Origin of the sequence: Vibrio gigantis, from assembly GCF_024347515.1 — a bacterium.
Taxonomy (GTDB): domain Bacteria; phylum Pseudomonadota; class Gammaproteobacteria; order Enterobacterales; family Vibrionaceae; genus Vibrio; species Vibrio gigantis.
Genome location: NZ_AP025492.1, coordinates 3,298,821 through 3,325,313, shown reverse-complemented (window position 1 = coordinate 3,325,313; position 26,493 = coordinate 3,298,821). Strand labels below are relative to the sequence as shown.

The window sequence follows — 26,493 nt, the reverse complement described above, 5'->3', positions numbered from 1 at the left end:
TAGATTGTAAACACATTGACTATTATAAAGTGACCAACGATAAAAGTTGCTGACTTTAAATTAAGGTTATTTTTATATTTACCAATCTAAATGAAGTTGGATTTATTTTAGCTGCGGTTATTTTATTCCTTACTTCAGTATTTAAGTTTGGTGCTGTTCACAAAAATAATCGCCAATGAATGGGCTGAAAAATGGCATGAAAACAGCAAGGTTTTTTGGTTAGTTAGCTTGGATTAATATTCGATATGGATTAAAGAAAAGCGAGGGGGGATTGATTTGATAGGTGTTGTTTCTAGTTGGTTTGAATAACCTTGGAATTTTATTCAAACTTTATTTTTGGGCGATTTTTAAAGTTTATAATGGATATTTGACGTGTATCAAATATCACATTGGGTAGAAAACAAAAAAGGAAGCCGAAGCTTCCTTTTTAATGTTCAATCATTAGCGAGTGTTAGATAAACAGGCCGCCGAATGCGAAGCCTAGCGCTACCGCAGTACTGATTGTTACCACACCTGGAATGAAGAATGGGTGGTTGAATACTAGGTTACCGATACGCGTTGATCCTGTGTCATCCATCTCAACGGCTGCTAGTAGCGTTGGGTAAGTTGGAAGAACGAACAGCGCACTTACCGCAGCAAAAGAAGCTACGGCTGTTAGTGGTGCTACGCCAATCGCTAAAGCTGCAGGCATCAGTGCAACGGTTGTTGCGCCTTGAGAGTAAAGCAGCATAGAAGCGAAGAACAGAACAAGAGCCAGCATCCATGGGTAGTCAGCCAATAGAGCACCTGCTACGTCTTTGATTTCAGCAACGTGTGCGTTTACAAACGTTGAACCTAACCAAGCCACACCAAGCACACAAACACACGCAGTCATACCAGAGCGGAATGTTGGCGCTGAAGAAATCTTCGCGGCATCAATCTTAGTGAACATAACGATTGCCGCTGCTGCCGCTAACATCACAGACATGATCGCTTCGTTACGACCTAGTGCAGGGTTTTCAATTAGGCCAACTGAGCTAGAGATAGCTGCTGCGTAGCAAACCACGAAACCAATCGCTGCTAGGAAGATGTAAGTTGCTTTCTTCGCTGTTGGAAGGATCTCGCGTTTTTCTTCTGTTGCCAGTTTAATTAGACCTTTCTCTAGACGCTCTTGGTAAACAGGATCGTCTTTTAGCTCGCTACCCATGTAGTTAGCGACAACCGCGCCAACCATACAAGCGATGAAGGTTGTTGGGATACAAACCATCAGTAGCGTTAGGTAATCAACACCGAACGGTGCAAGCATTGCTGCGAAAGCCACAACCGCTGCCGAGATTGGCGAAGCCGTGATAGCAATTTGAGAAGCAACAACAGCAATAGACAGTGGGCGAGAAGGACGTACACCTTGGCCTTTTGCTACTTCTGCAATAACTGGCAGAGTTGAGAATGCTGTATGACCAGTACCCGCCATCAGCGTCATTAAAAAGGTCACAATCGGCGCGTAAAAGGTGATGCGTTCTGGGTGCTTACGCAAAAAGTTTTCTGCAATTTGCACTAACCAGTCCATACCGCCAGCAACCTGCATTGCAGCAATTGCGGTGATAACCGACATGATGATCAAGATTACATCAATTGGGATAAAAGATTGGCTTGTTGGAACGCCAAGAATAAGTGAAAGGGCAATAACACCAGCACCACCGGCAAAACCAATACCGATGCCGCCAATTCTGGCCCCCAAAAAGATAAAGAGCAGGACGATAAATAGTTCTACTGCAATCATAAGTAACACCTCATTTAGATTTTATTATGTGACCACTCATTGAGGGAATGTTCAGATAATAGTTCTATGGTTTAGATTCGATTAAGCAAAAGTGCAACATATAGAAAACCACAAAATAAACAGGGTTAACCGTATTGGAGCCTAAAAAAGGGCTCCGCTTGGAGCCCTTTCTCGCTAACTTTATTCGTAGCGCTTCGCTTTATACTGAGGATGCATCAAATTTTCAACAGAGAAAATGTCATCAAGTTCTTCTTCGGTTAATAAACCGCGTTCTAGAACCACATCACGAACACTCTTACCTGTTTCAGCACAGATCTTACCAACAATGTCACCCTCGTGGTGGCCAATGTATGGGTTTAGGTAAGTAACGATACCGATAGAGTTAAATACGTGTGATTCACATACTTCTTTGTTCACAGTAATGCCGTCGACACACTTGTCGCGCAGGTTCACACATGCGTTTGTTAGAATGTCTAGAGACTCAAACATGCTTTGTGCAATAACCGGCTCCATTACGTTAAGTTGAAGTTGACCACCTTCTGCAGCGAAAGAAACCGTGTTGTCGTTACCTAGAACTTTAAAGCAAACTTGGTTTACTACTTCAGGTACAACTGGGTTTACTTTGGCAGGCATGATTGAAGAGCCAGCTTGTAGTTCAGGTAGGTTCAGTTCGTTCAGGCCAGTACGTGGGCCTGAAGAAAGTAGACGTAAATCGTTACAGATCTTAGACAGCTTAACCGCTAGACGCTTAAGTGCGCCGTGCGTCATTACATACGCGCCACAGTCAGATGTCGCTTCGATTAAATCTTCAGCCGCTACACACTCTAGCCCCGTTACTTCTGCTAGGTGTTTAACTGCAAGGCCTTGGTAGCCTGGTGCTGCGTTTAGACCTGTGCCGATAGCTGTTGCGCCTAGGTTAACTTCAAGCAGTAGCTTTGATGTGTATTCTAGGTTTTTGATTTCTTCATTGATGGTTACAGCCCAAGCGTGGAACTCTTGGCCAACCGTCATTGGAACTGCGTCTTGAAGCTGAGTACGACCCATCTTCAAAATTGTGTTGAATTCTTGGCTCTTAAGTTCGAATGCACCTTTTAGGTACTCGATAGCGTCGATCAGTTTACGAACACTGTTGTACACAGAGATACGGAAGCCAGTTGGGTAAGCACAGTTAGTCGATTGGCTGCGGTTTACGTGGTCGTTCGGGTTGATGAACTCGTATTGGCCTTTTTCTTTGCCCATAAGCTCAAGTGCCACGTTCGCTACAACTTCGTTTGCGTTCATGTTTACAGAAGTACCAGCACCACCTTGGAAAACGTCCGATGGGAACTGATCCATGCACTTGCCAGTGTCTAGAATTAGGTCACAAGCTTGGATGATGTATTTAGCCACTTCGCTAGGAATCACACCTAACTCTTTGTTTGCTAAAGCCGCTGCTTTCTTTGTCATCACCATACCGCGAACGAATTCAGGTACATCTGAGATCGTTACATTTGAGATGTTGAAGTTTTCAACTGCGCGTAGGGTGTGGATGCCGTAGTAAGCATCAGCCGGAACATGACGTTGACCTAAAAGATCTTCTTCGAGACGAGTAGCTTGAGGAGCATCAACTTGTGCTTCTGATAGAGTAGCCATAACAGGATCCTTAGAGAATTATTCTGATTATATAGTTAGTTATTAGCCTATTCTGTGTGCAAATACTCCGTTCGCTAGAATATTGGGCTGATAAATCCGTCCTGACTTATGTGGCACATGATACTGTACTTAGCGCATAAAAATAGTAAGTTGATCACCTTTTTCGGTTTTGTTTCGTCAATATTTTGCAAAGTTAATTTGGGTCAATAAACACGCTTATTTACAGGATAAATTTGAGATTGCTAGGGCTTTCAGCGTAAACTGCAAGTAACAAAGGAGGGCGTGTGTTTCCTATCTTATTATTACTATTTATCTTCGTACCCATCATTGAGATTGGGCTATTTATTCAAGTTGGTGGCTTCTTAGGATTGTGGCCAACTATTGCGTTGGTTTTGATCACGGCATTTGTTGGTGCATCGCTTGTTCGTAGCCAAGGCATTCAGACACTTATGTCTGTGCAAGGTCGGTTACAACAAGGCGAAATGCCAGCACAACAGATTCTTGAAGGCGTAATGCTTGCGGTTGCAGGTGTACTGCTGCTGACTCCGGGCTTTATGACAGATGCGCTTGGTATGTTGGTGTTACTGCCAGCGCCAAGAGCGATGATTGCCAAGAAAATGATGGAAAAAATGGTGGTTAAAAACATGTCTGGCGGTTTCCACGCTGGTGGGCAGGGTGGTTTTGGTCAGAGTCCATTTGGACAAGACCCGTTTAATCGTGACCCATTTGATCAGTCAAAAGACGGCAACACCTTTGAAGGTGAGTTTGAGAAGAAAGACGATGACAACGATCGTAATCGCTTAAACTAATCTCGTCGCTTTATACTTTCTTTTATATAGAAAGATAAAAGACCAGAAACAGAAAAGGCTCTTACCTTTATCCTTCGCAAGAAAGAGATAACGGTAAGAGCCTTTTTTATTGCGTATTAGCTATTTACTATTGTTAGCAGGAATAGGTAACAGGCCGGGTGAGCGGTTCTTTACTGAGGTTGGTATTTATACCGCGCCTTCAAAGCCCATTTGTCGCCACGCTTCAAATGCGATGATTGCTACAGCATTTGATAGGTTCAGGCTGCGTGCGTCTGGCATCATTGGAATACGAATACGTTGTTCCATCGGCATGCTTTCGATGAACTCAGCAGGTAGGCCGCGTGTCTCAGGGCCAAACATCAACACATCGCCTTGTTGGAACTTGGCATCAACGTGGTGACCTGTGGTTTTAGTGGTGCAAGCGAAGATACGGAAATCACCTTCGCGTTCATTCTCTAGATACTCAAGGAAGGCTTCTAGATTCTTGTGACGCTTAACTCGGGCAAGGTCATGGTAGTCCAAGCCAGCACGACGCACTTTCTTCTCTTCAAAATCAAAGCCAAGTGGTTCGATAAGATGCAGGTTTGCGCCACAGTTAGCACATAGGCGGATGATGTTACCCGTATTGGGTGCAATTTCTGGTTCGTATAGAGCGATATCAAACATGTTGGTTCATAAGAATAATCAAAGATAGCCAGAGTATACGGTGGCAAGCTGAGTGAGTACAGTTCACCACCATTAGCTTACGCTTTATTCGCGAGGGCTTGTGCGTAGTTTTCAGAAACCGCATTCCAATTCACCACATTCCACCATGCATTGATGTAATCGGGGCGACGGTTTTGGTAGCTGATGTAGTAGGCGTGTTCCCAAACATCCAGCGCAAGAATCGGCTCACCGTTACTGGCGATGGTATCCATCCACGGGTTGTCTTGGTTTGAGGTCGAGATGATTTTCAATTGCCCTTCTTCTACCACCAACCACGCAAAGCCTGAACCGAAGGTATTGATTGCTGCTTGAGCGAACTGATCTTGGAATGCAGCAAAATCTCCAAATGTGCTTTTAATCGCCTTACCAAGCTCGCCCGTTGGTTCACCACCGCCGTCTTGGGACATACAGTTCCAATACAAAATGTGGTTGTAGTAGCCGCCACCATTGTTGCGCACGGCAGGACTGTGTTGTGAGATGTTAGCGAAGATCTCGGTCAGAGATTGCTGTTCTAGTTCGCTGCCAGACACCGCCGCAACAAACTTATCGTAGTAGGTTCTGTGGTGCTTGCTGTAATGCACTTCCATCGTTTTAGCATCAATGTAAGGTTCTAGGGCATCGTAAGCGTAGGGTAGATCAGGGAAAGTGTGCGACATGGTAAATCCTCCATAATTAGAGGATTTACCATAATGATAATAACAATCATTATCAACTGTGATCTTTGTAGGGGTATTACACCGGTAAGATAGGTAGGGTGATTTCGAGTTGCAATCCACCTAACTGGCTGCGGGTTGCTGTGATGGTTCCGCTGTGTTGGCGAATCGCACTCTCAGTAATGGTTAACCCAAGCCCTGTGCCTCCGGTATTACGATCACGAGCAGTGGAGACACGATAGAAAGGTCTGAAGATAGAGTCCAGTTCATCCTCTGGCACACCATCACCATTATCATTGACGCAAATTGTTAGCTGATCTTGGACCACATGGAATTGCACATCGACTTGGTCTTTGCCGTAGTAGATCGCATTGCGTGTAATGTTGTCTAACGCACTCATCAGCAGCTTAGGATTACCTGAAATTGAACGTTCAGGGATCTCTGAGAACGTCAGTTGTTTGCCCATTTGTTCGGCTTCAAACTGTGCGTCTTTCAAGATCTCTTCCCACAGGCTCGAGATAGGCTGAACCTCACGAGTAATGTGGCTGTCGACCTGCATGCGAGACAGCGTCAGTAGCTCACTGATCATCTGCTCTAAACGCTGCGCCTCGGTATCAATACGATCAAGCTCTGGGCTATCACCTTGTTTACGAATCGCCAGTGCATTCGCCATGCGCAGACGAGTCAGTGGAGAGCGGAGCTCGTGTGATATATCAGAGAGCAGTCGTTGTTGCCCTGAAATCATCTGGTTTACCGCTTCGACCATTTGGTTAAAGCTTTCACCCGCTTGTCTGAATTCAGAGGTACCTTTTTCAAGTGTAGGGTCGACCTCAAACTGACCTTTCGCTACACGTTGAGCTGCGCGTTCTAGCCTGCGAGCTGGTTGACTCAGTGCCCAAGCTAACCAAAGTAATAGCGGAGTACTCGCTAGCATGACAGCAAGCAATAGCTGTAGAGGTCTATCAAACAGTCGTAGCAAAAATGGCGGCGGTTGATTCCACTTCACTCCGGCGTACATCAGCAGTTCTTCACCAGCGAGTGTAATCGGCACTGGCCCAGCCACCATGTAGTGTCCGTAAAGCTTCTGCTTTGGTACCTCTGGGTTATCAATTGAGGTCACAAAGTTACGAATCGCTTTAAGTTTGTAGTCTGAATGCCTTTTTGAGGTTAGGACTGCGCCCTCAAGGTCGGTTAAATAGATGCGAGCCCGAGAATCCTTACGGCTACGTGGTGCCTCAAGTTGGAAGATGATCTTCCCCAGATTCGGCTCTCTGGCGTAGCGTTTTTCGGTGCTCTTAGCAATACGCTCTAATTTATTGAGATGATCGGCGGGCACATCGCGCGCCACTCGCGGGTCTAAGTGTGGCAGCGAAAGTACAGATAAAAGCACCAGTAACATGGTGAACCAAAAGATGGCAAAGATACGTCCATATAAGCTGGTGATTTTAGGTATACGCATTAATCTTCCTCTACCAATAAGTAGCCACGACCGCGTAAGGTTTTGATGCGTGATTTGCCGTCGCTGCGCTCGGGAATCTTCTTACGTAGGTTGGAGATGTGCATGTCTATCGCGCGATCAAACGCCGCGAGCCGTTTACCTAGCACGTCTAGGCTTAGTGCTTCTTTGGTGATCACTTGCCCTGGGTTTTGGATAAGGTGACTCAGTAGTGCGAACTCTGTTGTGGTGAGGTCTATTAGCTCACCGTTGCAGTAGGCTTCTTGTTTACCAGGGAATACTTCAATGTCTTGATATTGAACCTTATCACTGGCTGTTTTAGGAGTGCTGTTGGTTTGTGTTCGGCGTAAGATAGCGCGAATACGAGCAAGCAACTCTCGGTCACTGAAAGGCTTTGGAAGGTAGTCGTCTGCGCCAAGCTCAAGGCCAATCACACGGTCGATCTCTTCGCCTTTTGCCGTCAGCATTAGCACGGGTGTTTCCCAATTCTCTCTCAGCTTCTTGAGTGTTTCCATGCCATTAAGACGCGGCATCATCACATCCAAAAGAATCAGGTCAATCTCATCATTGATAGCTTCAAGTCCCGCATAGCCATCATTGGCTTCGGAAACAGTGAAGCCCTCAAAGCTCAGAATGTCTTTGAGTAAGCTGGTTAACTCGGTGTCGTCATCAATAAGAAGAATGTTCGCCATTGGGAAGCCTTAATCGGTTATCTACTATTTACACGTTAATAATACTGCTAATTATTCGTCAACTTTCACTCTTTACGATTCTTTACGCTTTCTAAACGTCACTTTACGAGGGAAAGACTAATCTATATTCAAGCGCTGAGAAACAGACGCAACACATGACTTATTATACCGAATTGAGGCAACAATTATGAAAATGACTAAGAAACTTGTACTAGCAGCTGCGGCACTTCCACTTATTTTTGGTACAGCAAGCGCGTATGCTTACGGTGGTGGTGATAAAGGCGATCATAAAGGCATGCACGGTAAATGCGGCGGCTTCGACAAGAAAGTGATGCGTCAGCTAGACCTAACGGACGCTCAAAAAGAAGAACTAAAAGAGATGCGCGAAGCGAATCGTGCAGAGATGAAAGAAAAACACGCTGGCAATAAAGCCGATAAAATGGCGAAAATGAAAGCGCACCAAGAGAAAGTTCAAGCATTGGTACTGGCTGATAACTTCGATGAATCAGCAGCGAACGACCTAGCAAGCGAAATGGTTGAGAAGCAAACTGAGCGTCGCGTGGCAATGCTGAAGAAGCAACACGAAATGATGAGCGTACTAACGGCTGAGCAAAAGACTCAACTGAAAGAGATCCAACAAGAGCGCATGACTAAGTGTGCTGAAAAAATGGAAAAGCACATGAATAAAGACAAGTAATTCAAGCTTGAGAAAGCAGCTTTGAATGAAAGTGTTTAGAAAGAAGCGGCCGAGTGCCGCTTTTTTGATCGCTAAAAATGAATGTCTTACATCCTAGCTGTCATATTCAATTGGTTGTTTGCAGGTTATACTTTGTGCTATCAGTCACTTTATAGCCAAGTTATGAAACAAGAATACGCACGTTTAGTTACGCTCGCTGCTTGGGCAGCCACCACCATCGCCACTATTTTATTGATAGTGAAAGTCGTAGCGTGGTGGGTGACAGGTTCCGTGAGTCTGTTGGCTTCCGTGGTGGATTCAATGTTAGATATTGCGGCCTCTGTCGTTAACCTCATCGTAGTTCGCTACTCTTTGCAGCCCGCCGACAAAGAACATACCTTTGGTCATGGCAAGGCTGAATCTCTTGCCGCATTAGCTCAAGCGATGTTTATATCGGGCTCGGCTTGTTTCCTCATTCTTAATGGTATTGAGCGCTTCTTCAGACCTCATGAACTGAACTCTCCAGAGATTGGTATCTACGTCAGCTTATTCGCGATGATCATGACCTTCGGCTTAGTTCGATTCCAAAAACACGTGGTGAAGAAAACGGGTAGCCAAGCCATTGCCGCTGACTCACTGCACTACCAATCTGACCTATATATGAATGCAGCAATCATGCTGGCTCTAGCGTTGAGCTGGTTTGGCATTGGCCAAGCGGATTCTGTATTTGCGGTCGGTATCGGTATCTACATTCTTTACAGCGCTTATCAAATGGCGATGGAAGCGATTCAATCTCTGCTTGATCATAAGTTGCCAGATGAAGAGTTAAAGCAGATAAAAGAGACATCGTTGAGTGTGGAAGGGGTGCTTGGTGTGCATCAGCTGAGAACTCGTCGTTCGGGGCCAATTCGCTTCATTCAATTGCACTTAGAACTTGAAGATGAGATGCCACTTATTGAAGCGCATCGCATTTCTGATGAAGTAGAGGCTAAGCTTATCTCTGTGTTCCCTGATGCTGATGTATTAATTCACCAAGACCCGTACTCGGTCGTCTTTGGGCCGGAGAAGCAGCAGAAATTCCACTCGTGGTAATGCGTGCTAAAAATCAGCTGGCAAATGGTAAGTGGGTGGCTTTTGAACTAGAGTGAGTAAAAATTATTAACTCCTAGGTGATTCAAAAACCACCTTAGTAACAATTAATGTTGATTCTGATGTGAATCAACAAAGTTATTGAGTAAAACTGTAATACTCTTACAGAAGTAGAAATGTTACATAATTTTACGCGATTTGAGTGCTATTCCTGTTGAGGAAATGTAACATAACGCACAAATATAGATTTAAAATCTTGTTGATATACAATCAGCAAGAACAAGAATTGAATAATAGATTCCCAAAAATCGAGGGTGAGCATGATTAAGAAGATCGGTGTTTTGACCAGTGGTGGTGACGCTCCAGGTATGAACGCAGCAGTTCGCGGCGTTGTTCGTACTGCGTTATCAGTTGGCATTGAAGTTTACGGCATTTACGACGGCTACCAAGGTCTTGTTGAAGACCGTATCGAAAAGCTTGACCGTTCAAGCGTATCTGACGTAATCAACCGTGGTGGTACCTTCTTAGGTTCTGCTCGTTTCCCTGAATTCAAAGACGTTGCTGTTCGTGAGAAAGGCATCGAAAACCTTAAGAAACACGGCATCGAAGCACTTGTTGTTATCGGTGGTGACGGCTCTTACATGGGTGCTAAGAAGCTAACTGAGATGGGTTACCCATGTATCGGTCTTCCAGGCACAATCGATAACGATATCGCGGGTACTGACTACACAATCGGTTACCTAACAGCGCTTAATACAGTTATCGATTCAATCGACCGTCTACGTGACACGTCTTCTTCTCACCAACGTATTTCTATTGTTGAAATCATGGGCCGTCACTGTGGTGACCTTACGCTTATGTCAGCAATCGCGGGTGGTTGTGAGTACATCATTACTCCAGAGACTGGCCTAGATAAAGAGCAGCTTATCGGCAACATCCAAGATGGTATTGCGAAAGGTAAGAAGCACGCAATCATTGCTCTAACTGAACTAATGATGGATGCGAACGAACTGGCTAAAGAGATCGAAACTGCAACAGGTCGTGAGACTCGCGCAACGGTTCTTGGTCACATCCAACGTGGTGGTCGTCCTACTGCATTTGACCGTGTACTGGCTTCACGCATGGGTAACTACGCTGTTCACCTTCTTCAAGAAGGTCACGGTGGTCGTTGTGTTGGTATTGAGAAAGAAGAACTTGTTCACCACGACATCATCGACTGTATCGAGAATATGCAGAACCCAGACCGTTCTGAGCTGTTCCGTGTAGCAGAAGAGTTGTTCTAAGCCACGCTTAGTGTTTGCTTAAAGAATTTTAAAACCGCTGATTTATCAGCGGTTTTTTTATGTCTGTTGTTTGAGATTTCAGAAATGACAGGCAATAAAAAAGGCCAACCTAAGTTGACCTTTCATTCAATTTAAACGGTGACGTTTAAATTAAGCTTTTGCTTCAGCTGCTGCTTTAGCGATAGCTGCGAAGCTTTTCGCGTCTAGAGCTGCGCCGCCAACTAGAGCACCGTCGATGTCTGGTTGTGCGAAGTAAGCTGCTGCGTTGTCTGGCTTAACAGAACCGCCGTATTGGATAACAACTTTCTTAGCAACTTCTTCAGATTTCTCTGCGATGTGTGCACGGATTTGAGCGTGAATGCGTTGTGCATCTTCAGCTGTAGCTGCTTTACCAGTACCGATAGCCCAGATTGGTTCGTAAGCGATGATAGCGCCTTCTAGAGCTTCAACACCTTGAGTGTTGATAACTGCGTCAAGTTGACGTGCACATACTGCAACAGTTTCGCCTGCTTCGTTTTGTGCTTCAGATTCACCGATGCAAAGAACTGGAGTTAGGCCGTTCTCTTTTAGGAATGCGAATTTCTTAGCTACGAACTCATCTGATTCGTTGTGGTATTCACGACGCTCAGAGTGACCGATGATGATGTGAGATGCGCCGAACTCTTTAAGCATTGCTGGAGACATGTCGCCAGTGAATGCACCGCTGTTGTTTAGGTCAGAGTTTTGAGCACCTAGGATGATCGCGCTGCCCGCTTCAGTAAGCGTACGCTCTGCTAGATCAACGAAAAGTGCTGGTGGAGCAACTGCTACGTCTACGCCTGTTACGCCTTCAAGTTCAGCGTTAAGACCGTTTAGTAGATCAACAACCATTTCTTTGCTGCCGTTTAGTTTCCAGTTACCCATAACTACAGGATGACGCATAGGAATATCTCCAAAGTATTTAAATAAATCGAATGTAAAAAAGTAAACTTTATTACGAAATAATATAACAGATTAATATCAACAGATCATGACTGTGGTCATGACTTTCTTGGATCTTACTCAATGGTCAGAGTAGATTTTGAACATATATCAGTGATCCGGCAGACAGAATAATAGCTAACCTCTCGGATTTTTCATCGTTAGTTGTTATTAAGGGACAAACGATTGCGTTAACAACAGGAAGTAACAATGCCGAATCTAGTTCTAGAGTACTCCAATTCAGTGGATGAGCGAGTGAATATCCAAGGCTTACTAGAAGATCTCCATCAAGTAGCACTCACATGCGGCTTGTTTGATGTGCCGTCAGTGAAGTCTCGTTCACTGCGTTGCCATAATTGGTTGGTCGGTGACGAGGAAGATAGTGTAGACTTTATTCATATCAGCTTTGAGCTACTTTCGGGACGAACGGAAGAGCAAAAGCGAGAATTGTCACGATCGTTAATGCAGACCCTGCAAGAACAAGCGAGTCATGTAAGAAGCTTAACGGTGAATATTCGTGATATGGATAAAAGTTGCTTTCAAAAAGTAATAAACTAACCATTGCTGCTGACTTTCAGCGGCGCATAAATTTGAGTATTTAAGATGTCGATGAAAGAATTACTGCTCTCTTTCAAAGGGAGAATTGGTCGTAAGACTTACTGGATTTGGAATGTTTTCTACTATATAGCGATTACCGGCTTTGCTTCTGGTATCTCTGTGTTGTTCCCTGCTTACTCTTATATCCTGCTGCCAATCTTCCTATTGATGCTTGTGATCCCAGACCTTGCGGTAACCGCTAAGCGCTGGCACGACCGCAACAAGTCTAACTACTGGTTATTATTGAATGTGCCGCTAGTGCTAGGTCGCTTAGCTTCACCAATGGCAGCGACGACGACAGAATCTGTATCGCCAGTTCATATGGCGGCAACCGTTGCGGCATTAGTGTGTGGCTTATGGATTTTGATTGAATGTGGCTTGTTGAAAGGCACTGAAGGCCGCAATGATTATGGCGAAGATCCAGTGTAATCGCTGAATAATGAATAAACAAAAGGGAGCATAGAGCTCCCTTTTTTAATACCTTTCTACTCTTAGTACATTTTAGGTTCGGTATTCGGTCTAAAAGGTACGACATTTTCAGGCAGAGTTTCGTCAAAACCGCAGCGGCCTTCGAGTGCGTCTTGGAATTTACAGACCTGACAACGCAACTCCTGCATAAGCACGACATTAGCATGGTGCGGATTTTTACAACGGCTAACCACTAAGTCGATGTGACTTTGTTGAGCGCGAAGTCTGTCTTGCATCATTTCTGAAGCCGAACAAATCATCTGTTCACACATCTCGTGTTTGAATTGATTGAATGCTTTAGGATCGCTTTTCGCGAGTTGGACAAGTTCATCAAAGGGTGGCAGTTTTTGAGCGGGTTGTGGATGTGCCATCATTCCTTCCTTAGCATTAAGCGTGTTTCATATGCTTTAAGCTTAAGAAAGAAATCTGTACAAATTTTAATCTATCTGCGTTTTCTCAAAATTGAGACGGTATTAACCGATTTCCGTTAAGATAAAAATGTGGGTGTTAAGGTGTAAGTACAGCGTCGCTCGCCAGCAATGATGTGCTCTGTACGGCTCACATGGCACTCATCTTTTAGTAACTCAGTAAACACGTTGAGCTCAGATTGGCACAGGCTAGGGCAGCGAGTCGCAGCCTTGCAGATAGGGCAGTGGTTCTCAATCAAGATGTAGTGATCGTCGTGCTCTTGAAGTTCAGCCATGTAACCCTCTTCTTCACGAAGTTGAGTGAGCTTTTCAAGCTTACTGATCAGGTTATTGCAGCCAGATAGGGCAGATTGATATTGCTTGAGAGTGTGCTGTTCACGTTCGGCAGCGACCTTAGCCAGTCCTTCTTTACCAAACAGGTTCTCGACTGCATCAATGACTTGAATCGTCAGTTCACCGTGTCGGTCTGAAAATTGACCGTGGCCGTGTTGAGTAAGGGACCAATGACGAGTCGGGCGACCCACTTTTACTTTCACGTCATGAAACGCAAGAATGCCATCATCTTCCAGACTTTGCAGATGCTGCCTCGCACCCATTGTCGTCATGCCAAACTCTTCTGACAGTTGTTTCGCGGTTACCGCGCCTTGACGCTTAATGGTCTGTAAGATTTTGTCGCTTGTTTTCATACTATCCCTACCTCATGAACCTTACTATTATGAGGCAAGGTGTTTATAAAGCAAACCATTTACTATTTTGACAGTTACTGACCTATCAATAGCAATGGTGATAATCTGATAGGGCAACAAAACAAAAGGCTGATACTTGGTATCAGCCTTTGAATATTCTGTTTCACTCGATATGAGGATTACAGGATATGACCAACCACTTCTGGATCTTTACGCTCTAGGTAGTGGATAGATTTGATGCGGCGAATTGTGCGGCAGCGGCCACGGATAAGCAGAGTTTCTGTCGTTGCGATATTGCCCTGACGAGTAATACCTTCCAGCAAGTCACCCTTCGTGATACCTGTTGCTGAGAATACAACGTTGTCGCTGCGTGCCATGTCTTCCATCTTCAACACGATACCAGCAGTTACGCCCATTTCAGCACAACGCTCAAGCTCAAGTTCACCGTGCTTACGGTTCTCTTCTGTGTCGCCTTTCACTTCGTGACGAGGTAGAAGACGACCGTGCATGTCGCCGTCAAGTGCGCGAATTACAGCAGCAGAAACGACACCTTCAGGCGCGCCACCAATGCAGTACATTACGTCTACTTCGCTGTCTGGCATACACGTTAGGATAGAAGCTGCAACATCACCGTCTGGCACGGCAAATACACGAACGCCCATTGCTTGCATGTCGGCGATGATCTGATCATGACGAGGCTTAGCAAGCGTGGTTACTACTAGAGTATCGAGTGTTTTACCTAATGCTTTCGCGATGTTTTCTAGGTTTTCTGTTAGTGGTAATTCTAGGTCAATCACGCCTTTAGCGCCCGGGCCAACAACCAACTTTTCCATGTACATATCAGGCGCTTTAAGAAAGCTGCCTTTTTCGCCTGCAGCCAATACAGCCAATGCATTTGATTGGCCCATTGCTGTCATGCGTGTCCCTTCAATTGGGTCAACTGCGATATCGACTGCGTCGCCGCCTACACCTACGCTTTCGCCGATGTATAGCATAGGTGCATCATCAATTTCACCTTCGCCGATAACAATCTCACCGCTAATTTCGGTTTTGTTTAATAGGCTACGCATTACTTCTACAGCAGCGCCATCTGCAGCGTTTTTATCGCCACGGCCAAGCCACTTGTAACCAGCTAGTGCTGCACCTTCTGTGACACGAGAGAATGACATTGCTAAATCGCGTTTCATGCGGACTCCAAAATTTTCAAAGGGGGAATAGAAATTTCGCGGCGGATTTTACCATATCCAAAAGGAAACGTTTGCCTTTTTGTTTTTTGGAGATTGCTCTCGATCAATTCGTAGTGGAAAACAGTTATTATTCATCAAAATAATCGGTTTGCCGTTGTGGCGGCAATCGTTCACGTCAATATTCGGTAAAAAGCGCTGTTTTTTTCATCGAATGGCGCAAAATATCGAATATATTGAGTGTTTATCCTTGCTCTGCTGAGTAGAATGGGGAAATAAGTGGAGTGAACCTTCACCATCAAACGGATAACTTAAAGGTAGGCCAGAATGTCTTTTGAAGTACTAGAGCAGCTAGAAGCAAAAATTCAAACAGCAGTAGATACAATTGCACTTCTTCAAATGGAAGTGGAAGAGCTTAAAGAAGAGAAACAAGCACTAGCAACAGAAGCTGGTGAGCTTAAAGCAAGCCGTCACGAGCTAGAGCAAAAAACTCAGCAAATGCAGGAAGAGCATTCAGCATGGCAAGATCGCATCCGTAACCTTCTTGGTAAAATGGATGAAGTAGAGTAATTCACTCTTCAGAATTAAAAAAACGCCCGCTACTCAGTAGCGGGCGTTTTTGCTTGTATTCTTATACTTTGTTTTAGTATTCAAAGCTGAGTGAGTTACTCGACCTCTTCTTCTTCGACATCCAGATCGAGTTCTACATCTAAAGGCTCTGCAGAGAGAATGATGCCAGTGTTGTCGGCGTAGAGGTAATCTTCTGGTAAGAAGGTCACGCTACCAAAGTTCACTGGAACGTCTAGCTCACCGACACCTTCTTGACTCGCACCAACAGGGATAGAAGCCAAGGCTTGGATACCTAGGTTCATGTCTTCCAGTTCATCGACTTCACGAACGCAGCCGTAAACGACAATACCTTCCCACTCATTGTCTTCGGCAAGTAGGGCAATCTCAGCATCGATCAGCGCTTTGCGTAGTGAGCCGCCACCATCGATTAACAACACACGTCCCAGACCATCTTGTTCTAGCACGGAGCGAATCAAAGCGTTGTCTTCAAAACACTTTAATGTCGTGATCTGTCCTGCGAAGGATGCACGTCCACCGAAGTTGCTGAACATTGGTTCCACGACATCAACTTGATCCAAATATATGTCGCACAGTGCTGAAGTGTTGTATTCCATTCGTATACCTTTTGAACAATGAGCTTACTTTGAGTATATCGGTGCTTGATCCCTTTGCAATGATTAGTCTGAATTAACTCAATAGAGTTTGAGCTACGACAACCCCTGCAAACAATAGGTTAGTGACCAATGAGCATTTCACAATCACAGGCATCATTGGTGCGATCTGCGCCGGTCTTTCGGTTTCCCAAACAGCCTTGCCGTGCTTATAAACGATAATAATGCTCAGCAAAAACGGCAGGCTGATCCAGACTGGTTTTTCTTGAATCAGTAAGTAGATAGCAAACGAAGCAAGGGCGAGCCCAAGCAGTGCGAAATGATAGTGCTTAGCTCTTCGTTGTCCTAGACGAACCGCCATGGTGCGCTTACCACATTCGCTGTCGTTTTCGATATCACGCATGTTGTTGATATTGAGTACCGCAACCGCCATCAGTCCACAGCCTAAAGCCGGTAGAAATAGGCTTGGTTCAACATGACCCGTGTGCAAGAAGTAAGTCCCTGAAACGCCTAACAAGCCGAAGAATATAAACACCGATAAGTCGCCAAGGCCGATATAACCATAAGGTTTATTCCCTACGGTGTAAGCGATGGCTGCAACAATGGCTAGTACACCTAACGCGATGAAAGATAAGATACTTTCTAGCGAACTCAGTGCATGAAAAATAAGAATCAGCCCGGCAATCACGGTAAACACGATGTTGAGGATGATCGCTTGCTTCATGGTTTTCGCCGTCACCGCGCCAGATTGCATTGCACGAGTTGGCCCTAGGCGGTTTTCGTTGTCTGTGCCTTTTACTGCATCGCCATAGTCATTGGCGAGATTCGACAGAATCTGTAATAGGGTGGCGGTTAAAAAAGCCAGTAGTGCAATTGATAGAGAAAACTGACCACCGGCGAACGCTAAACTACTTCCTGTAAGAATAGAGACAAGTGCGAGAGGCAGAGTTTTTGGTCGTGCGGCATCAAGCCAAATCAGTAGAGATTGTTTCATCGTAGGTCTAATTCTTTGTAAGTCTTCGTTTCATACTGTGATTTGAGTATACGCCCATTTTTCGGGTAATAAAAAGCCCACTCGAAAGTGGGCCTTGAATTCGCTTATTAGCTGCTATTTCTTTGAGATAGAGCAATAAGTTGGAGTTTTGTGTGCTACAGGATGAAGCGGCTTAGGTCTTCATCTTCAACGAATTCACCAAGCTTCGAGTTTACGTAAGCTTGGTCAATCACGAGCGTGCTGCCAGCTTTGTCTGTTGCGTCGAATGAAATCTCGTCCATCAGGCGTTCCATTACAGTATGTAGACGACGCGCACCGATGTTTTCAGTCGTTTCGTTCACACGCCATGCTGCGTCAGCAATCTGGTTAATGCCATCTTCAGTGAACTCAATGTTGACATCTTCTGTTTTCATTAGGGCAATGTATTGCTCTGTCAGAGAGGCTTTTGGCTCAGTCAGGATACGTTTGAAGTCATTTGCTGAAAGTGCTTCAAGCTCTACGCGGATTGGCAGACGACCTTGTAGCTCAGGGATCAGGTCTGATGGCTTAGCCACTTGGAATGCACCGGATGTGATAAACAAGATGTGGTCAGTTTTAACCATGCCATGCTTGGTTGATACTGTGCTGCCTTCAATAAGAGGCAGTAGGTCACGTTGAACACCTTCGCGAGATACGTCTGGGCCTGAGCTGTCGCCACGCTTACAGATTTTATCGATTTCATCGATGAATACGATGCCGTTGTTTTCAGCGTTGAAGATCGCGTTCTCTTTTAGCTCTTCTTGATTCACAAGCTTTGAAGCTTCTTCTTCTGTCAGTGCCTTGAATGCATCTTTGATTTTCATCTTGCGCTTTTTCTTGGTGTCGCCAGCTAGGTTTTGGAACATGCCTTGTAGCTGGTTCGTCATCTCTTCCATGCCAGGAGGTGACATGATTTCAACGCCCATTTGTGGTGCGGCTACATCGACTTCGATCTCTTTGTCGTCTAGCTTACCTTCACGCAGCTTCTTGCGGAAAATCTGGCGAGTGTTTGAAGATGTGGTGTCTTCAGTTGATTGCTCGTTCTGACCCCAGGCATCACGTGCTGGTGGCAGAAGCGCATCAAGAATACGTTCTTCGGCTTGCTCTTCAGCGCGGTATTGTACTTTTTCCATCGCTTGTTGGTGCGTCATCTTGATTGCAACGTCCGTTAGGTCACGGATGATGGTCTCAACTTCTTTACCCACGTAGCCAACTTCGGTGAACTTAGTCGCTTCTACTTTGATGAAAGGCGCGTTTGCTAGTTTCGCTAGGCGGCGAGCAATTTCAGTTTTACCTACACCCGTTGGGCCAATCATTAGGATGTTCTTTGGTGATACTTCAACACGCAGGCTTTCTTCAAGTTGCATACGACGCCAGCGGTTACGCAGTGCAATGGCAACTGAACGCTTAGCGTTGTCTTGGCCGATAATGTGGCGATTGAGTTCGTGAACAATTTCGCGAGGAGTCATTTCAGACATGGTTTTTCCTTAATTCTTTAATCACTGTTGAATACAACGTTATTTATGGAAGCGCTCGTTACTCTGGCTTTGGCAGCTCAACGGTGCTTTCTAGTTCTTCAATAGTGTGGTGATGGTTGGTGAATACACAGATATCGCCCGCAATGTTCAGCGACTTTTCTGCGATTTCACGCGCATCTAAATCAGTATTTTCTAATAGTGCCGTAGCGGCTGCTTGAGCGAAGTTACCGCCTGAACCGATCGCAATCAGGTCGTTCTCAGGTTGAACTACGTCACCGTTACCAGTGATGATCAGTGAAGCGGTCTCATCCGCTACTGCTAACAGTGCTTCTAACTTACGTAGAGCACGGTCACTACGCCAATCCTTCGCCAGCTCAACGGCAGCTTTGGTTAGGTGGCCTTGGTGCATTTGTAGTTTGCTTTCAAATTTTTCGAATAGCGTGAAAGCATCAGCGGTACCGCCAGCAAAACCAGCCAGTACTTTGTTGTTGTATAGGCGACGTACTTTGCGGGCATTGCCCTTCATTACAGTATTGCCTAGAGATACTTGTCCATCACCCGCGATGACGACTTTATTATTACGACGTACAGATACAATGGTAGTCACGAGTAGGGCCTCTTAATATTTCTTATCTTTGGGTATAAAAAGTATATGAGGATGGTGCTCGGATAATTCAAGGAAGGTCGAGTGATGTCGCGCAACTTATCGGCGGAAGTTGTAAGGAAATTTGGCTAAAGGGGGAGGGATAAAAGAAAACCTCCACAATGGGAGGCTTTCGGTGTTTGTTTTTCGGCTTTTACTAAGACAGAGACTGCCGCTGAATCTAAAACTATTCGGTGTCTTTCCAAATAGCACAAGGTTCGATTTTCGCTCGTTGTAGCTTATGGCGATCGCGTTCTGCGTCACGCTTCAACTTGTATGGCCCTAAAACCACGCGGTACCAGCTACTGCCATCTTTCTTGCGGATCTCACTCGAGATACCTTGGAAGGCAATATCCAACTTACGTGCTTCTGCCTGCGACGAGGTTTTGTAAGCGCCACACTGCATGATGTAAGGGATCTTAGAGATCTGTTGCTCTTTGGCTTTTACTTCAACCTCTCGGCTTGGCAGCGTTTCAACGTAGTCCCACTTCTCTTCAGGAGGCGGCGGAATCACTTTTGCTGGTTTCGGCTTAGGTTTGGGTTTAGTTACCACTGGAGTTGCTGCTGGCGGCTCAGGATCATTACTCAATAGGTAAAGTCCGTAACCAAAACCACCGGCAAGGAGGATCGCCAAAAGACCACTGCGCCAAGGTTTACGGCGAGGGGCTTGTTTTTTGGTCGGCTTTTTGGTGCCACGACCGCGCTTTACATAATCTCTATTAGCCACAAGACATTTCAATAGTTGCTGATTCTGTCCTCATGGTAATCCAGATTGCGCGAGGATAATAGTGCAGAAATGGAAGCGGCACATCAAAATGTGCCGCAGATTTATAAGGGTATTTCTGAGGGTCACATTCGAGGTGGCGCTGTACTGCCTCGAACGACCAATTTAGCTTCAAGCAGACGCGAACCTGCTTGCACATCATTGCCTTTAAGTAGATCTAGCATCATCAACATCGCTTGACGTCCAATTTCGTAACGAGGTTGAGATATGGTGGTTAGCGGTGGATCGCAGTATTGGGCGAATTGGATGTCATCGAAGCCGACAATCGACAGGTCTTGAGGAACGCGTAAGCCGAGCTTCTTCGCTTCTTGAATTGCACCAATGGCCATCGCATCGTTGTGACAGAAAATAGCGGTTGGCTGTTCAGGAAGTGCCAGTAATTGGCGAACCGCTTGAGCGCCCGCTTCAAAGGTGAAGTCGCCGACTGTGCTGTAAGCTGGATTCATCGATACTCCGGCACGACGCAGGGCTTGTTGGTAGCCTTGTTGGCGGAACTTACACAGCGTTGCTGATACTGGTCCTGAAATTTGAGCGATACGTTTATGACCTAACTGAGCGAGGTAGTTAACCGCTTCGAATGCAGAGGTCAGGTTGTCGATGTGTACCGTAGGCAGCTCAAGCTCAGGGGCAAACTCACACGCCATTACCATCGGCGGTAAATTCTTTTGCTCAGGCTTGCTGACATCAAACGGATGGTCAGTGCCAAGCAGCAGCATGCCGTCAGCTTGTTTGGTGAAAACTAAGTTAACAAATGAAGACTCGCGCTTCTTTTGCTGGCCGCTATCACCCAGTAGAACAAGGTAATCATTTTCTACTGCGGCATCTTCGATACCACGAATGATCTCGGCGAAATAAGGGTCACAGATATCAGGAACGATAGTGATGATGGTTTTTGATTCGTTGCGACGTAAGTTTCTAGCTAATGTATTGGGTGAGTATCCAGCTTCAAGTACGGCTGTTTCGACTCGTTTTCGAGTTGAAACTGAGACTTTCTCAGGGTTCATCAATGCACGTGATACTGTGGCTGTTGAGACGCCTGCTAGCTGGGCAACATCCTTCATTGTCGCCATAAATTAAACCCTCTTTTAAGTTCCTTTATCGCCTAAGTATCTAAGGCGTGAATAATAAATGTAATCGAATAGATATTATGAAAGTGTTGCTAACACTTTTTTTATTGCAATATTTTATTCGTTTAATCCGTGTAAAGTTACGGCTAGATTAACAAAAATCACATGACTAGTGTGAAGTTGCTCACGAGAAATATGAAATATTTGTGAACAAACTTATCATTAGTTTTAACCCGAAGGGGTTTAGCTTAAATCTTGCGGCTCTATATCGAGTGACCAACGAACTTTTTTCGCGGCGGGTAACATATTAATTGCCGGCTTAGCGCTCATTAATAGCTTCTGCATTAATGAACGAGTCTGTGTTTGTAAAATCAATTGCCAGCGAGATTTACCCGCTCGCTTCGCCAGTGGTGCAGGGGTTGGCCCTAACACCATGCAATATTGGTCAAACAGTGGGTGTGACTCCAGTGTATGACGAACCTGACGCAAGAACTCTTCCACCAAGCGTGTGTCATTCGCTTCTGCTCTAAACAGAGTCATAAAGGTATAAGGCGGTAACATTGCCTGCTTACGCTCTGCCAGTGCGGTCTGAGCAAAGTGGTTGTAGTCTTTGTGAAGCAAGGCTTGCAGTAACCCATGTTCTGGATGGTGAGTTTGTAAGATCACCTCTCCGGGCTTACTTGCTCGCCCTGCGCGTCCTGCTACTTGGATGAATAGTTGGGCAAGACGTTCAGACGCTCGGAAGTCACTACTATATAAAGAGCCATCGACATCCAATAACGCCACAAGTGTCACGTCAGGGAAGTGGTGGCCCTTAGCGAGCATCTGTGTGCCGATTAAAATTTGGTATTCACCTTTACGAATCGACTCTAGTGCGCTTTCTAAGCTGCCTTTACGGCGGGTGCTGTCGCGGTCAATGCGAATGGTTTTGTATTCAGGGAATAATTGGCCAAGTTGAGCTTCTAATTGCTCGGTACCGACACCTACCGTTACTAAGTTCGCTGAACCACAACCTTGGCAATTGTGCACTATATGCTGCTGGGAACCGCAGTGGTGGCAGCGCATTTCATTGCTGTATTGGTGATAGGTGTAGTAAGCATCACAACGTTTACATTCGGCTGTCCAGCCACAATCGTGACACATCAATGCGGGAGAGAATCCACGACGATTGAGAAACAGCATCACTTGGTTACCTGCTTTGAGGTGTCTTTGCATTTCTGCAATCAACGACGCAGACAAGCCACTTTCTAAATATTCACCCTTAACATCCAACACCTTATTGGTGGTCGGCAGTGCGACACCTGCACGTGAAGTAAGAGTAAGATAACTGTATTTGCCTATCTGAGCGTTGTGCAGAGTTTCAAAGGCCGGAGTCGCCGAGCCTAACACAACCGGGATCTGCGCTTTATGAGCACGCATGATAGCCACATCGCGAGCGTGGTAGCGCAGACTATCTTGCTGTTTGTAAGAGGCATCGTGTTCTTCATCGACAATGATAATGCCCAAGTCTGCAAATGGCGTGAACAGAGCTGAACGGGTACCAATCACTATGCCTGCTATCTTATCGCGAGCCGAGAGCCACGCATTTAGGCGCTCTGAATCGTTGAGACCGGAGTGGATAACCTCAACAGGTACATTGAAGCGTCGCTTAAAGCGATTAATCGTTTGAGGGGTTAGGCCAATCTCGGGCACTAACACTAACGCTTGTTTACCTTGGTCGAGAATCGGTTTGATCATATTCAGGTAAACTTCAGTCTTACCTGAGCCAGTAACGCCCTCTAACAGGAAACAACCAAAGGCGGTCTGGCTATTTACGGTCGCAATCGCAATAGCTTGCTCAGCATTGAGCTTAGGTTTGTCTTGGTCGTTTTCAAGATCCACTGGCCACGGCTGACGTTTCGGCTTCTTCTCTACCGATTCAATCCAGCCTTTCTCTTCTAACGTCTTGAGGACTGCGCTGCCAACCTCTTCATCAATGAACTCTTGATGAGGAACTGGGCCGTGCTCAAGCATGTGCATTACTTTGGCTTGTTTGACCGCGCGACCAAAGCCCTGCATCAGCTGGTCTCTGCCTGATGGCGTTAACTGCCACTCAACCAAAGTTGCGAAGTCTGCGGCTTTGCCTTTACGTAAAGCGCTTGGTAGGGCGTTAGCAAAGGTTTCGCCAAGTGGGTACTGATAAAACTGACTGCACCACATTAATAGTGAATAGACAGATTCCGGCCAAACTGGCTGATTATCTAATAGGGCTTTAATGGGTTTGAGTTTGTCTAGATCGAATTCTGATTCGTTAACCAGAGCCGTTACAATACCGGTTAAGGTTTGTCGTCCAAAAGGCACAGAGACTCGTCCACCAATAATTGGGAATAGGTGGCTAGGAATCTTGTAATCGAACTGCTTGTCGAGTGGAACAGGCAGTGCCACGCGGGCAATCATTGGACGCATAAAGGGATGGCTTTATCTGAGTTGACGAGAGCGAACAGTCTAATGGATAAGGCGCTTAAATTCGAGAAGCAGTTTGGATGAGCGTCGTGAGTTAACTAATGACGGCAATGGAAGCCCGAAATATCAAGCTGATAAGGGAGAGAAAAATACTATTGGTGAAAAATGTATCAAATCAGTTGATCCTGTCTTATAGATTCATTACTATACTGCGCCTTAAAGGTATGGCTTTATCGCGATTCGTGGTGCAGCGGTGTCTTTATTTATTTTTTAACAACGTGTGGTGTCCGGCTTAGAATCGGATGGCGACACGGCCTAATTGAGGTTTTCCCATGAAAGTTGGTATCCACCCAGAATACAAAGCAGTTACTGCTACTTGTTCTTGCGGCAACACATTTGAGTTCAACTCAACGCTAGCAAAAGAATCAATCCACCTAGACGTATGTGACAAATGTCACCCGTTCTACACTGGTAAGCAACGTATCGTAGATACGGGCGGCCGTGTTGATCGCTTCAACAAGCGTTTCGGTGCTCTTTCTAGCAAGAAGTAATTCTCGCTATTTAGACATGAAAAAGGACACTTCGGTGTCCTTTTTGGTTGCCTGCTATCTGAGAAAGCACTGACTTTCATTCAAGTTTCAATCCCGCCTAACGATAACTTTTTTCTCTTTCTATTGTAGAGCAACTCCTTGCTTATCTCTCGCCACTAAAATTCCGTTCGAAAGTTCAACAGGCGACAGTAATTTCAACTGCTCACTGGTCTTATTAGTAGTGAAATCTCGTTTTTTCATGAGACAGAGGCTTTTACCACCTAGGAACTTTGAAGTACATCCATTAACATGAACAAGATCCCCCAAATAATAATATCCTAGGAACCTACACCTATGTCTGAAGACAGCCGCCAAGATCAATCCTCTCAAGAATTATCGCCTCAAGAACAATTCCGTCAGCAAGCTCTTGATTACCATGAGTTCCCAATTCCTGGCAAAATTGCCGTAGAACTGACGAAGCCTGCAAACTCTGCAGAAGACCTAGCACTTGCATACAGCCCAGGCGTAGCCGAGCCTGTTCGCGAGATCGCACAGAACGTCGATAACGTTTATAAGTACACAGGTAAAGGCAACATGGTTGCAGTTATCTCTAACGGTACAGCGATTCTTGGCCTAGGTAACCTTGGTCCTATTGCTTCTAAACCTGTTATGGAAGGTAAAGCGCTCCTGTTTAAGCGTTTTGCTGGTTTAGATTCTATCGATATTGAAGTAAAACACCGCACAATCGATGAGTTCGTTGATACGGTTGCGAATATCGCAGATACATTCGGCGGTATTAACCTGGAAGACATCAAAGCACCAGACTGTTTTGAGATTGAACGTCGCTTGATTGAACGTTGTGATGTTCCGGTATTCCACGATGACCAACACGGTACTGCGATTGTGACAGCAGCGGGTATGCTGAACGCGATCGAACTTCAAGGTAAGAAACTTGAAGAGTGTAAGATCGTTTGTTTAGGTGCTGGCGCAGCTGCGGTTGCTTGTATGGAACTACTGATTAAGTGTGGCGCTCAGCGTGAAAAAATCTACATGCTTGACCGTAAAGGTGTGATCCACACTCGTCGTGATGACCTAAACGAATACAAAGAGCTGTTCGCAAACAATACCGATAAGCGTACGCTTGAAGATGTTATCGAAGGCGCTGACCTGTTCTTGGGTGTATCGGGTCCTAACCTGCTTCCAGCAGAAGCTCTAACGCTGATGGCTGATAAGCCAGTTGTGTTTGCATGTTCAAACCCAGATCCAGAGATCAAGCCAGAGCTTGCTCACGAAGTTCGTTCTGACCTTATCATGGGTACAGGCCGCAGTGATTACCCTAACCAAGTAAACAACGTACTTTGTTTCCCATTCATTTTCCGTGGTGCACTAGACGTGCGTGCGAGCGAAATCAATGACGAAATGAAGCTAGCGGCGGTTAAAGCGATTCGTGAACTGGCGAAAGAAGAAGTTCCAGCTGAAGTACTAGCAGCTGCGGGCGAGACTGCACTGGAGTTCGGTAAGGGTTACATCATTCCTAAGCCAATGGACCCACGTCTACTTCCTCGCGTAGCAAAAGCAGTAGCAGAAGCGGCTGTTGAATCTGGCGTAGCTCGTATCGAGATGCCTGCTAACTACATGGCATAGAAGCATATGGCATAGAGACTGGATGACATAATCTTCTGGTATCGTCGTTTCGTTATCGAGACGAAAAGAATAATAAAAAACCGACTCATCTGGAGTCGGTTTTTTTATGTCTATCATTCACAGCGCAGTCATAAAAAACAATGCGCGGTGTGATAAATAGGGTTCAGCTAGAGCGAATCAATAATGAAGGCAGTGACTGAGTTGTTTTTATTCTTCGTCAAACGCTTCGAACTCGATGCCCATTTCTGTCATCAGCTTTTTCACTTCAGCAGGGATATCGTCAGGACGGTCTTTACGAAGGTCTTCATCCGTTGGTAGTGGTTGGCCTGTGTACGCATGTAGAAAGGCTTCGCACAGTAGCTCACTGTTTGTTGCATGGCGTAGGTTGTTAATCTGGCGGCGAGTACGCTCGTCAGTTAGAACCTTTAACACTTTTAGAGGGATAGAAACTGTAATCTTCTTTACTTGTTCGCTTTTCTTTCCATGCTCAGCATATGGGCTTATGTATTCACCATTCCAGTCGGCCATTGCGTACCTTCATCACTTTAGTTGTTAGAATAAATTAATAGTGGTGATTTTAGCGGGATTTACCGCCATAAGCAAAGACATATGGACGTCTAGAAGTGTTGACGTCT

At 45.4% G+C, this 26,493-nt stretch carries 27 protein-coding genes; 9 read left to right on the top strand and 18 right to left on the bottom strand.

The genetic code is table 11. From position 1 onward, the window contains the following. Nucleotides 1-451: 451 nt before the first annotated feature. A complete protein-coding gene (locus tag OCV56_RS14960; protein WP_086715843.1) occupies nt 452-1,759 on the bottom strand; it encodes an anaerobic C4-dicarboxylate transporter in 1,308 nt (435 codons plus the stop codon). A 180-nt stretch (nt 1,760-1,939) separates the two neighbouring features. Further along, complete coding sequence (gene aspA, locus OCV56_RS14955; RefSeq protein WP_086715841.1) at nt 1,940-3,391, bottom strand: aspartate ammonia-lyase; 1,452 nt, start codon at nt 3,389-3,391, stop codon at nt 1,940-1,942. A gap of 284 nt (nt 3,392-3,675) precedes the next feature. On the opposite strand from aspA, the gene OCV56_RS14950 reads away from it, so the two are divergent. Continuing rightward, nucleotides 3,676-4,200 carry an FxsA family protein gene (locus tag OCV56_RS14950; protein WP_086715840.1) on the top strand — a complete coding sequence of 175 codons (525 nt, stop codon included), beginning with the start codon at nt 3,676-3,678 and terminating at the stop codon, nt 4,198-4,200. Between the two features lie 186 nt (nt 4,201-4,386). Here OCV56_RS14950 and trmL read toward each other — a convergent pair whose 3' ends face one another. From trmL to OCV56_RS14930, 4 genes are all read right to left on the bottom strand, one after another. Then, the gene (gene trmL / locus OCV56_RS14945; RefSeq protein WP_009844716.1) at nt 4,387-4,866 is read right to left on the bottom strand and encodes a tRNA (uridine(34)/cytosine(34)/5-carboxymethylaminomethyluridine(34)-2'-O)-methyltransferase TrmL; all 480 of its coding nucleotides are present in this window, start codon (nt 4,864-4,866) and stop codon (nt 4,387-4,389) included. Nucleotides 4,867-4,943: 77 nt separating this feature from the next. Further along, complete coding sequence (locus OCV56_RS14940; RefSeq protein ID WP_086715838.1) at nt 4,944-5,561, bottom strand: superoxide dismutase; 618 nt, start codon at nt 5,559-5,561, stop codon at nt 4,944-4,946. Nucleotides 5,562-5,637: 76 nt separating this feature from the next. Further along, the gene (gene cpxA / locus OCV56_RS14935) at nt 5,638-7,017 is read right to left on the bottom strand and encodes an envelope stress sensor histidine kinase CpxA (protein WP_086715837.1); all 1,380 of its coding nucleotides are present in this window, start codon (nt 7,015-7,017) and stop codon (nt 5,638-5,640) included. Then, a complete protein-coding gene (locus OCV56_RS14930; protein WP_086715835.1) occupies nt 7,017-7,706 on the bottom strand; it encodes a response regulator in 690 nt (229 codons plus the stop codon). Before OCV56_RS14930 ends, cpxA begins: the two co-directional genes overlap by 1 nt. 187 nt (nt 7,707-7,893) lie before the next feature. On the opposite strand from OCV56_RS14930, the gene OCV56_RS14925 reads away from it, so the two are divergent. The 3 genes from OCV56_RS14925 (at nt 7,894) to pfkA (ending at nt 10,754) form a co-directional block, all read left to right on the top strand. Beyond that, complete coding sequence (locus OCV56_RS14925; RefSeq protein ID WP_086715833.1) at nt 7,894-8,403, top strand: CpxP family protein; 510 nt, start codon at nt 7,894-7,896, stop codon at nt 8,401-8,403. A gap of 162 nt (nt 8,404-8,565) precedes the next feature. Continuing rightward, a complete protein-coding gene (fieF, locus tag OCV56_RS14920; RefSeq protein WP_086715893.1) occupies nt 8,566-9,474 on the top strand; it encodes a CDF family cation-efflux transporter FieF in 909 nt (302 codons plus the stop codon). Nucleotides 9,475-9,791: 317 nt separating this feature from the next. Beyond that, nucleotides 9,792-10,754 carry a 6-phosphofructokinase gene (pfkA, locus tag OCV56_RS14915; protein WP_017630912.1) on the top strand — a complete coding sequence of 321 codons (963 nt, stop codon included), beginning with the start codon at nt 9,792-9,794 and terminating at the stop codon, nt 10,752-10,754. Nucleotides 10,755-10,904: 150 nt separating this feature from the next. Here pfkA and tpiA read toward each other — a convergent pair whose 3' ends face one another. Next, nucleotides 10,905-11,675 (bottom strand): triose-phosphate isomerase, encoded by a 771-nt coding sequence (tpiA, locus tag OCV56_RS14910; RefSeq protein WP_086715832.1) that lies wholly within the window; start codon nt 11,673-11,675, stop codon nt 10,905-10,907. A 249-nt stretch (nt 11,676-11,924) separates the two neighbouring features. On the opposite strand from tpiA, the gene OCV56_RS14905 reads away from it, so the two are divergent. Next, entirely contained in the window at nt 11,925-12,272 is a 348-nt protein-coding gene (locus OCV56_RS14905) for a 5-carboxymethyl-2-hydroxymuconate Delta-isomerase (protein ID WP_086715831.1), read from the top strand. Nucleotides 12,273-12,317: 45 nt separating this feature from the next. Next, nucleotides 12,318-12,740 carry a DUF805 domain-containing protein gene (locus tag OCV56_RS14900; protein WP_086715830.1) on the top strand — a complete coding sequence of 141 codons (423 nt, stop codon included), beginning with the start codon at nt 12,318-12,320 and terminating at the stop codon, nt 12,738-12,740. A 62-nt stretch (nt 12,741-12,802) separates the two neighbouring features. Here the strand turns inward: OCV56_RS14900 and OCV56_RS14895 are convergent, their stop codons facing one another. The 3 genes from OCV56_RS14895 to glpX all read right to left on the bottom strand — a co-directional run bounded on the left by OCV56_RS14895 (nt 12,803) and on the right by glpX (nt 15,080). Then, nucleotides 12,803-13,150: a DUF3135 domain-containing protein gene (locus OCV56_RS14895; protein ID WP_086715829.1), complete on the bottom strand. Its 348-nt coding sequence runs from the start codon at nt 13,148-13,150 to the stop codon at nt 12,803-12,805. A gap of 116 nt (nt 13,151-13,266) precedes the next feature. Next, nucleotides 13,267-13,893: a helix-turn-helix transcriptional regulator gene (locus OCV56_RS14890; RefSeq protein WP_086715828.1), complete on the bottom strand. Its 627-nt coding sequence runs from the start codon at nt 13,891-13,893 to the stop codon at nt 13,267-13,269. Between the two features lie 179 nt (nt 13,894-14,072). Beyond that, complete coding sequence (gene glpX, locus OCV56_RS14885) at nt 14,073-15,080, bottom strand: class II fructose-bisphosphatase (protein WP_086715827.1); 1,008 nt, start codon at nt 15,078-15,080, stop codon at nt 14,073-14,075. Between the two features lie 324 nt (nt 15,081-15,404). Between glpX and zapB the strand changes: the two genes are divergently transcribed. Beyond that, nucleotides 15,405-15,647 carry a cell division protein ZapB gene (gene zapB / locus OCV56_RS14880; RefSeq protein ID WP_008219652.1) on the top strand — a complete coding sequence of 81 codons (243 nt, stop codon included), beginning with the start codon at nt 15,405-15,407 and terminating at the stop codon, nt 15,645-15,647. Nucleotides 15,648-15,742: 95 nt separating this feature from the next. On the opposite strand, the gene rraA is transcribed toward zapB, so the two are convergent. From rraA to priA, 7 genes are all read right to left on the bottom strand, one after another. Continuing rightward, nucleotides 15,743-16,261: a ribonuclease E activity regulator RraA gene (gene rraA / locus OCV56_RS14875; RefSeq protein WP_017071322.1), complete on the bottom strand. Its 519-nt coding sequence runs from the start codon at nt 16,259-16,261 to the stop codon at nt 15,743-15,745. 73 nt (nt 16,262-16,334) lie between these two features. Next, nucleotides 16,335-17,252, bottom strand: a complete 918-nt coding sequence (locus OCV56_RS14870) for a 1,4-dihydroxy-2-naphthoate polyprenyltransferase (RefSeq protein ID WP_086715825.1) — start codon at nt 17,250-17,252, stop codon at nt 16,335-16,337. A gap of 155 nt (nt 17,253-17,407) precedes the next feature. Further along, entirely contained in the window at nt 17,408-18,748 is a 1,341-nt protein-coding gene (hslU, locus tag OCV56_RS14865) for an HslU--HslV peptidase ATPase subunit (RefSeq protein WP_086715823.1), read from the bottom strand. Between the two features lie 58 nt (nt 18,749-18,806). Beyond that, nucleotides 18,807-19,355, bottom strand: a complete 549-nt coding sequence (gene hslV, locus OCV56_RS14860; protein WP_004729692.1) for an ATP-dependent protease subunit HslV — start codon at nt 19,353-19,355, stop codon at nt 18,807-18,809. 223 nt (nt 19,356-19,578) lie between these two features. After that, nucleotides 19,579-20,118 carry an SPOR domain-containing protein gene (locus tag OCV56_RS14855; protein WP_086715821.1) on the bottom strand — a complete coding sequence of 180 codons (540 nt, stop codon included), beginning with the start codon at nt 20,116-20,118 and terminating at the stop codon, nt 19,579-19,581. 122 nt (nt 20,119-20,240) lie between these two features. Next, a complete protein-coding gene (gene cytR / locus OCV56_RS14850) occupies nt 20,241-21,245 on the bottom strand; it encodes a DNA-binding transcriptional regulator CytR (RefSeq protein ID WP_017103629.1) in 1,005 nt (334 codons plus the stop codon). Between the two features lie 240 nt (nt 21,246-21,485). Then, nucleotides 21,486-23,687, bottom strand: coding sequence for a primosomal protein N' (gene priA / locus OCV56_RS14845; RefSeq protein WP_086715819.1), 2,202 nt, complete (start codon nt 23,685-23,687; stop codon nt 21,486-21,488). 329 nt (nt 23,688-24,016) lie between these two features. Between priA and rpmE the strand changes: the two genes are divergently transcribed. Then, the gene (rpmE, locus tag OCV56_RS14840; protein ID WP_086715817.1) at nt 24,017-24,235 is read left to right on the top strand and encodes a 50S ribosomal protein L31; all 219 of its coding nucleotides are present in this window, start codon (nt 24,017-24,019) and stop codon (nt 24,233-24,235) included. 333 nt (nt 24,236-24,568) lie between these two features. After that, nucleotides 24,569-25,858, top strand: coding sequence for a malic enzyme-like NAD(P)-binding protein (locus OCV56_RS14835; protein WP_086715813.1), 1,290 nt, complete (start codon nt 24,569-24,571; stop codon nt 25,856-25,858). Between the two features lie 207 nt (nt 25,859-26,065). On the opposite strand, the gene metJ is transcribed toward OCV56_RS14835, so the two are convergent. Continuing rightward, a complete protein-coding gene (gene metJ / locus OCV56_RS14830; RefSeq protein ID WP_004415993.1) occupies nt 26,066-26,386 on the bottom strand; it encodes a met regulon transcriptional regulator MetJ in 321 nt (106 codons plus the stop codon). Between the last annotated feature and the right edge of the window lie 107 nt (nt 26,387-26,493).

Excerpts from the sequence above, each read along its gene's own strand:
- OCV56_RS14960 (WP_086715843.1), bottom strand. The coding sequence starts at position 1,759 with ATGATTGCAGTAGAACTATTTATCGTCCTGCTCTTTATCTTTTTGGGG.
- aspA (WP_086715841.1), bottom strand. The coding sequence starts at position 3,391 with ATGGCTACTCTATCAGAAGCACAAGTTGATGCTCCTCAAGCTACTCGT.
- trmL (WP_009844716.1), bottom strand. The coding sequence starts at position 4,866 with ATGTTTGATATCGCTCTATACGAACCAGAAATTGCACCCAATACGGGT.
- OCV56_RS14940 (WP_086715838.1), bottom strand. The coding sequence starts at position 5,561 with ATGTCGCACACTTTCCCTGATCTACCCTACGCTTACGATGCCCTAGAA.
- cpxA (WP_086715837.1), bottom strand. The coding sequence starts at position 7,017 with ATGCGTATACCTAAAATCACCAGCTTATATGGACGTATCTTTGCCATC.
- OCV56_RS14930 (WP_086715835.1), bottom strand. The coding sequence starts at position 7,706 with ATGGCGAACATTCTTCTTATTGATGACGACACCGAGTTAACCAGCTTA.
- OCV56_RS14925 (WP_086715833.1), top strand. The coding sequence starts at position 7,894 with ATGAAAATGACTAAGAAACTTGTACTAGCAGCTGCGGCACTTCCACTT.
- fieF (WP_086715893.1), top strand. The coding sequence starts at position 8,566 with ATGAAACAAGAATACGCACGTTTAGTTACGCTCGCTGCTTGGGCAGCC.
- pfkA (WP_017630912.1), top strand. The coding sequence starts at position 9,792 with ATGATTAAGAAGATCGGTGTTTTGACCAGTGGTGGTGACGCTCCAGGT.
- tpiA (WP_086715832.1), bottom strand. The coding sequence starts at position 11,675 with ATGCGTCATCCTGTAGTTATGGGTAACTGGAAACTAAACGGCAGCAAA.
- OCV56_RS14905 (WP_086715831.1), top strand. The coding sequence starts at position 11,925 with ATGCCGAATCTAGTTCTAGAGTACTCCAATTCAGTGGATGAGCGAGTG.
- OCV56_RS14900 (WP_086715830.1), top strand. The coding sequence starts at position 12,318 with ATGTCGATGAAAGAATTACTGCTCTCTTTCAAAGGGAGAATTGGTCGT.
- OCV56_RS14895 (WP_086715829.1), bottom strand. The coding sequence starts at position 13,150 with ATGGCACATCCACAACCCGCTCAAAAACTGCCACCCTTTGATGAACTT.
- OCV56_RS14890 (WP_086715828.1), bottom strand. The coding sequence starts at position 13,893 with ATGAAAACAAGCGACAAAATCTTACAGACCATTAAGCGTCAAGGCGCG.
- glpX (WP_086715827.1), bottom strand. The coding sequence starts at position 15,080 with ATGAAACGCGATTTAGCAATGTCATTCTCTCGTGTCACAGAAGGTGCA.
- zapB (WP_008219652.1), top strand. The coding sequence starts at position 15,405 with ATGTCTTTTGAAGTACTAGAGCAGCTAGAAGCAAAAATTCAAACAGCA.
- rraA (WP_017071322.1), bottom strand. The coding sequence starts at position 16,261 with ATGGAATACAACACTTCAGCACTGTGCGACATATATTTGGATCAAGTT.
- OCV56_RS14870 (WP_086715825.1), bottom strand. The coding sequence starts at position 17,252 with ATGAAACAATCTCTACTGATTTGGCTTGATGCCGCACGACCAAAAACT.
- hslU (WP_086715823.1), bottom strand. The coding sequence starts at position 18,748 with ATGTCTGAAATGACTCCTCGCGAAATTGTTCACGAACTCAATCGCCAC.
- cytR (WP_017103629.1), bottom strand. The coding sequence starts at position 21,245 with ATGGCGACAATGAAGGATGTTGCCCAGCTAGCAGGCGTCTCAACAGCC.
- priA (WP_086715819.1), bottom strand. The coding sequence starts at position 23,687 with ATGCGTCCAATGATTGCCCGCGTGGCACTGCCTGTTCCACTCGACAAG.
- rpmE (WP_086715817.1), top strand. The coding sequence starts at position 24,017 with ATGAAAGTTGGTATCCACCCAGAATACAAAGCAGTTACTGCTACTTGT.
- OCV56_RS14835 (WP_086715813.1), top strand. The coding sequence starts at position 24,569 with ATGTCTGAAGACAGCCGCCAAGATCAATCCTCTCAAGAATTATCGCCT.
- metJ (WP_004415993.1), bottom strand. The coding sequence starts at position 26,386 with ATGGCCGACTGGAATGGTGAATACATAAGCCCATATGCTGAGCATGGA.